The sequence below is a fragment of the Pedomonas sp. genome (assembly GCF_036515995.1).
GTDB lineage: Bacteria > Pseudomonadota > Alphaproteobacteria > Sphingomonadales > Sphingomonadaceae > Pedomonas.
This window is the reverse complement of record NZ_DATBUP010000004.1, coordinates 1-5,894: the sequence shown is the minus strand read 5'-3', so window position 1 is coordinate 5,894 and position 5,894 is coordinate 1. Positions and strand designations below refer to the sequence as shown.

General features: G+C 62.6%; 4 protein-coding genes. 3 read left to right on the top strand and 1 reads right to left on the bottom strand.

The window, feature by feature from the left end:
• From VIG90_RS00140 to VIG90_RS00130, 3 genes are all read left to right on the top strand, one after another.
• Window positions 1-857, top strand: an 857-nt coding sequence (locus VIG90_RS00140) for a helix-turn-helix transcriptional regulator (protein ID WP_331591303.1), incomplete at its 5' end; no start/stop codon positions are given.
• A 124-nt stretch (window positions 858-981) separates the two neighbouring features.
• Window positions 982-1,734, top strand: coding sequence for an SDR family oxidoreductase (locus VIG90_RS00135; RefSeq protein ID WP_331591302.1), 753 nt, complete (start codon window positions 982-984; stop codon window positions 1,732-1,734).
• Window positions 1,735-1,842: 108 nt separating this feature from the next.
• Window positions 1,843-3,327: an NAD(P)/FAD-dependent oxidoreductase gene (locus VIG90_RS00130; protein ID WP_331591301.1), complete on the top strand. Its 1,485-nt coding sequence runs from the start codon at window positions 1,843-1,845 to the stop codon at window positions 3,325-3,327.
• Between the two features lie 104 nt (window positions 3,328-3,431).
• Here the strand turns inward: VIG90_RS00130 and VIG90_RS00125 are convergent, their stop codons facing one another.
• On the bottom strand, window positions 3,432-5,762 hold the full coding sequence (locus VIG90_RS00125) for a TonB-dependent receptor (RefSeq protein ID WP_331591300.1): 2,331 nt from the start codon (window positions 5,760-5,762) through the stop codon (window positions 3,432-3,434).
• Window positions 5,763-5,894 lie beyond the last annotated feature (132 nt).

The following is a 5,894-nucleotide window of genomic DNA, read 5'->3' as shown; positions in this document are numbered from 1 at the left end:
ATGACCTGAGACCGGGCCGGGTGTATTCCATTTCCGATTTCCTGATGCCGTCTGATCCGCGTCACGAGAAATACATGCAGGATTTCCTCATTCCGGGCGGCCGCCCCTTCCTGCGGGTCATGCGGGTGTCGGCGCCGGGCGGGTACAATGCCTGGCTCACGCTCTGGCGCGGGGATAAGGATTTCTCGGCGGCGGATTGCAGCTTTCTGGCAGAACTCTCCAGCCACCTGGCCATTTCCCTCGAGCTTTATGCCACCATCGAGCGGGAGCGCATCCGGGCGGGCATCAGCGGGGATGCGGTCCGGCGGCTGAACTTCGGCTGGCTGACGCTCGATGCGCAGGGACATGTGCTGGACATGGACCCGCATGCGGAGGAGCTGCTGAAACACAGCACGGTGGTTCGCCTGCGGGCGCGCCAGCGTCTGTTCCCCGAATCCCGGGCAGCTGACAAGCTGCTGACCGAGGCGCTGCGTGACTTTGCGGTGGATTCGCAGGCTCGGCCGCGCGCCGTGCGGCTGTCCGACGACCCATGGCTTGATATGTTGCTGCTCCCGGTGCGTGAGCGAAACCTCTCGGGCCCGGCCCGGCCGGTGCTGACGGCTTACCTTCATGGCGACCGGGAGATGAGCGCCAGCCGCGTCGAGCAGATCGTCGACCTGTTCCGGCTTACTCCCAGCGAAGCTCGGCTGGCCCTGGCGATGTCGCGCGGGCGCAGTATCGCCGAGGCGGCAAGGGAGCTGGGCATCAGCGAGCAGACCGCGCGGGGGTATTCAAAGATTATTTACAGCAAGACCGGCGCCCGCGGGCAGGCTGATCTCATTCGCATCCTTCTGATGAGCGTCGCCAATCTGGCCTGATGCAGCCATCCGCGCCGGACCCTTTTGCCCGGGGTAGTCTGCTTGGGGTACGCGCACGTCGCCAAGGTCCGCTATTTCTTCCACAATGCCGGTCAGGCCGGACAATACGTGGAAGGGAAGAGGAATGTTCAAGGGGAAGGCGGCTCTTGTAACGGGCGCAGGGTCGGGCATCGGCGCGATGGCAGCGCAGCGGCTGGCGGCGGAAGGCGCAAGCGTTGCGGTTGTAGACATCAACCGTGACGGCGCGGAGGCAATTACGGCGCGGATCAAGGCGGCAGGCGGCACGGCCATTGCGCTCAGCGCGAACATCGCCAGCGCCGAGGAGAACGAGCGGGCCTTTGCCGCGGCTGAAGAAGCCTTCGGCGGGCTGGACATGGCATTCCTGAATGCTGGCGTACTGCAGTCTTACGTTCCGTTCGATCAGGTAACCGAAGAGGTGTTCGATCGCGTCATGAGCGTCAATCTCAAGGGCGCTTTCTTCGGCATGCAGCAGGCTCAGAAGCGGCTGCGGCCGGGCGGTGCTGCGGTGCTGACGGCATCGGCCGCGTCCTTCCTGGGGTTTGCGGACGCAGCGGCCTATGCGGCCTCGAAGCACGGCGTGCTGGGCCTCGTCAAGTCGGCCGCCCGGGAGTTCGCGCGGCGGGACTTGCGCGTCAATGCCATCTGCCCCGGCGCCGTCAACACGCCGCTGGTTGGCGCTGCCCCCAGCCTTGATCTGCAACCCGTCGAGACGTTGCAACCGCCGGAATACCGCGGCCGGCTCGACCCCCAGCTGATTGCGGAAGTCGCCCTGTTCCTGCTCGGCCCGGCATCCAGCGGGATCAACGGCCAGGCCCAGCTGGTCGATGCTGCCCTGCTTTCCGCTTTTCCCGACTGAGGTCGGCGCGGCTTCAGTTCGGAAAATTCGTCAGAGTCGTCCGAACGGATGAAGCGCGCTCGGCCCGGTCGCTCCAACACTCAGGCCAGAACCGTACCGGAGAGGGTCATGGAATCATCGAACACTACCGCCCGCAACGCCAACCTGCGCTATGTGATCATCGGCGCGGGCATGGCGGGCCTGCTCGCCGCCATCAAGCTGAAGGAGCGCGGCGAGACCAATTTCATCGTCTACGAGAAGGGTGACAGCATTGGTGGCACCTGGCGGGAAAACCGCTATCCGGGCCTGACCTGCGACGTGCCGGCCCACGCCTATACCTACAGCTTCGCACCCAATCCGGACTGGAGCGCCTTCTATGCGCCGGGGCCGGAAATCAAGGCCTACTTCGAGAAGGTCGCCAACGACTTCGGTGTCATGAACAGCATCCGGTTCAACCGGGAAGTCACGGGCTGCCGCTTCGATGATGCGGCCAACCGCTGGGACATCACCCTGGTGGATGGCACGACGGACACTGCAGATGTGGTCATTGCGGCATCGGGTGTGCTTCACCACCCCAATGTTCCGGATATTGCGGGCCTGGAAAGCTTTGCGGGCAAGGCCTTCCACAGTGCGCGCTGGGACGACACGGCTGAGCTCGATGGCGCGCGCGTCGGCGTTGTCGGCACCGGCTCGACCGGCGTGCAGATCGTCACGGCCCTGCAGCCGCGCACTGCGCACCTGGTGCATTTCCAGCGCTCGCCGCAGTGGATCATGCCGGTGCCGTTCTTCGAATACTCCGAGGAAGACCGGGCGGCGTTCCGTGCCAATCCCTCGCTCATTGACCAGATCCGCTACAGCGAGGAATACTGGGAAAACATCTACCGCTTCAATCGCGCGCTTGTTGATCCGCATGGTCCGGACATGCAGGCCATCCAGAACGTCGTGCTCAACAATCTGGAAACCAGCGTCAAGGATCCGGTCCTGCGCGAGAAGCTGCGCCCTAACTATATCGCAGCCTGCAAGCGCTTGATCTACAGCTGGTGCTATTACGATCACGTGCAGCAGCCCAACGTGACCGTCGAGACCGGGCGGATCGATCATATCGAGCCGGCTGGCGTGCGGATGCAGGACGGCACGCTGCATGAGCTGGACGTGCTGGTGCTGGCAACCGGCTTCAAGGCCGACCGGTTCATCCGTCCGACCGTGGTGACCGGACGCGGCGGCGTGTCGCTGGACGATGCGTGGTCGGTGCGCCCGAGCGCCTACTATGCAATGACGATCCCCGACTTCCCGAATTTCTTCATGCTGAATGGCCCGACGGGCCCGGTCGGCAACTTCTCGCTCATCGACATTGCCGAGCGCCAGTGGGGCTACATCGAGCAACTGCTCGAGCATCTTCGCCATGGCGCCAAGCAGGTGGCACCCAAGAAGGAGGCGTTCCTTGACTACGAGGAGCGCCGCATCGAGGCAGCCAAGAAGACCGTTTTCGGCAGCGGCTGCACCAGCTGGTATCTGGACGCCGAAGGCGTGCCCGCCAGCTGGCCATGGAGCTATGAAGCGTTCGCTGAAGCCATGAGCAAGCCAAAGTTCGAAGACTACACGATCCTTAGCTGATCTGGCACGTCAGATGCCTCTCGCCTTGGTGGGCGAGGGGCAGGCGTAAAAAAAATGGCGACAGGGTTTCCCCTGTCGCCATTCTTGTTTTTCGATCCGATGGATCAGAAGCTGATCTTGGCGTCGATGCCGTAGGTCCTCGGCTTCTTGAAGGTGGACCCGGCAAAGCCAAGGCTGCCGAAGTCGATGCTGTAGCTGATATTCTCGTCGTTGGTCAGGTTGTCGCCCCAGATGCCGATTTCCATCGTGGACCCGCCAACAGCGATCTCTTCCAGCGACAGGCGCGCCTTCAGGTTGTAGTCGGGCCGCGAGCGGACCTGCTCGTTGAAGGGCGTCGTGAAATCGAGCGGGTAGTAGTACTGGGTGCTGCGGTAGGAGTAATCCACCCGCAGGCGGGCCGTGCCGAGCGAGAGCTCCTGGCTGTACTCGCCGCCCACCCGAACGCTCCACGTCGGCGTATAGGCCGGCTTGGCCTGGGCCGCGACATCGATCACCTGGTTGGTCGTCGGATCGAGGAAGTCGAATTGCTTGTACTTGGTGTCGATGTAGCCAACGCTGGCATCGAGGCGCAGGCCCGCGACAGGTGCGGCCACCATTTCGGCTTCGAAGCCCTTCAGCTGCACCTTGCCCGCATTCACGATGAGGGTGGTGGCGCCGCCCGTGCCAGCCGCGAACTGCTGGACCTGGAGATCGCTGTAGTCGGTCAGGTACCCCGAAATATTCAGCTGAAGCATGCGATCGAAGAATTCGGATTTCAGGCCGACTTCGTAGGCCATCGCCTTTTCCGGATCGAAAGTGTTGATCATGCTCGCGCGCGGATTGATGCCGCCGGAGCGGTAACCCGTCGATGCGCGGGCGAAGGCCATGATGTCATCCGTCAGCTTGTAGGATGCAGATGCCAGCCATGACACGTTGTCGGCCTTAACGCTGCCCGAGACACTGGGCTGCACATCGCCACGCAGAGTGGCGGTCTTCTTGTCCGACGTATAGCGCAGGCCGCCTGTCAGCTCCAGGCGGTCATCCAGCGAGGCCGGCTTCCAGCTGACCTGACCGAAGGCCGCAATGCTCTCGGCGGTGCCGCCGAAGGCTTGAACCGGGTTCAGGTTGAGGCCCGCGCCGCCGCCGGGCAGCACGAACGTCAGAGCCTGGCGATTGTTCTCGGAGGCCTTCTCATAGAAGTAGTAAAGGCCCGCAAGGTAGGAGAAGTCCCCGGATGTGCCGAGCGCCTGCAGTTCCTGGCTGAACTGCCACTGACGCTGCGGCGCGTTGTTGCCGATGTACGGGTTTACCGGCGCAATGGACGGCTGAAAGGTCACCGGATCCAGGACAACGCCAAGCAGGCCGCCGTTGCCGCCCAGTGCCGTGATCGTGTCCTGCCGGAAGTTCCGATACCCGGTAATCGACTTGAGCGTGAGCTCTGACGTTGCATCATAGTTCAGCGTCAGCGAGTGGCCCCAGTTCTTGGAGCGTGAGTTGAAGCGGAAATTGCCTTTCCGGTCGACAAAGCCCTCCTGGTAAACTTCGTCAAGACGGGTCGGGCTGATCAGGAACGGTTTGCCGCCGAACAGCGGAGACTGGCTGTAATAGGCGATCACGTCCGGCGTTGCGTGGGTCATCTGGAAGAAGGCCGGGGTGCCGCGGCGGTCGTCATAGTCGAAGTTGTAGTTGACCGTCAGGGAGTCGAAGTCGCCCTGCAGGGCGAAGGCCACCGTATCCGCATTGATTGCTCCAGGGTCTTTGGAAGAGGGTGCCAGGAGATTGTCCACGTAGCCATCCCCTTGCCGGTGGGAGGCGGAGATGGAAAACTTCAGGGGCGTCTGGCCAAGATAGCCGGAATCGACCCGAGTGCGCAGATACCACTCGTTGAAGCGGGCATAGCCCGTCTTCAGGTTGGCCTGAAAATCGTCGGTTGGCTTCTTGGAGACGAATTGCACAGCGCCGCCAATGGTATTCCGGCCAAAGAGCGTGCCTTGCGGGCCGCGCAGCACTTCCACGCGCTCCATTTCGGCAAGATCGAAGAGTACGCCTGCTGCACGGGCGAGGTAGACACCGTCAAGATAGATGCCAACGCCCTGTTCGGACAGAGCAGAGGGCTCGGTATTGCCGATGCCGCGAATGAAGACCGCCGCTGCGGACATGCTGCTGGGCTGTGCGGCAATGGTCAGGTTCGGAGCCAGCTTGGTCAGCGAGCTGGCGTCGACCACGTTCTGGCGCTCGAGAAATGCGCCGGACATCGCCGTGACCGAAACCGGCACATCCTGAAGACGCTCCTCCGAGCGGCGGGCCGTGACGACAATCTCATCAAGTCCGCGGACCGACGCGGATCGCGTCGCATCGGCCTCCGTCGGGTTTTGCTGGGCTTGAGCGGCGGCTGCTTGTGTCAGGACCAGGATGAGCGCGGTTGCCATAGGAAAATGGCGGATTTGCGGTGACAATATAACCTCCCCGTTACGCATTATCTTTATTGGTCGGCGAATGTGGCAAGGTTTGCCGAGAAGTGGAACAAAAATATTACTCAATAAAACGGGGGGGGTATCGGGCAGGAGATTCGGGGCACGCAGAATGCG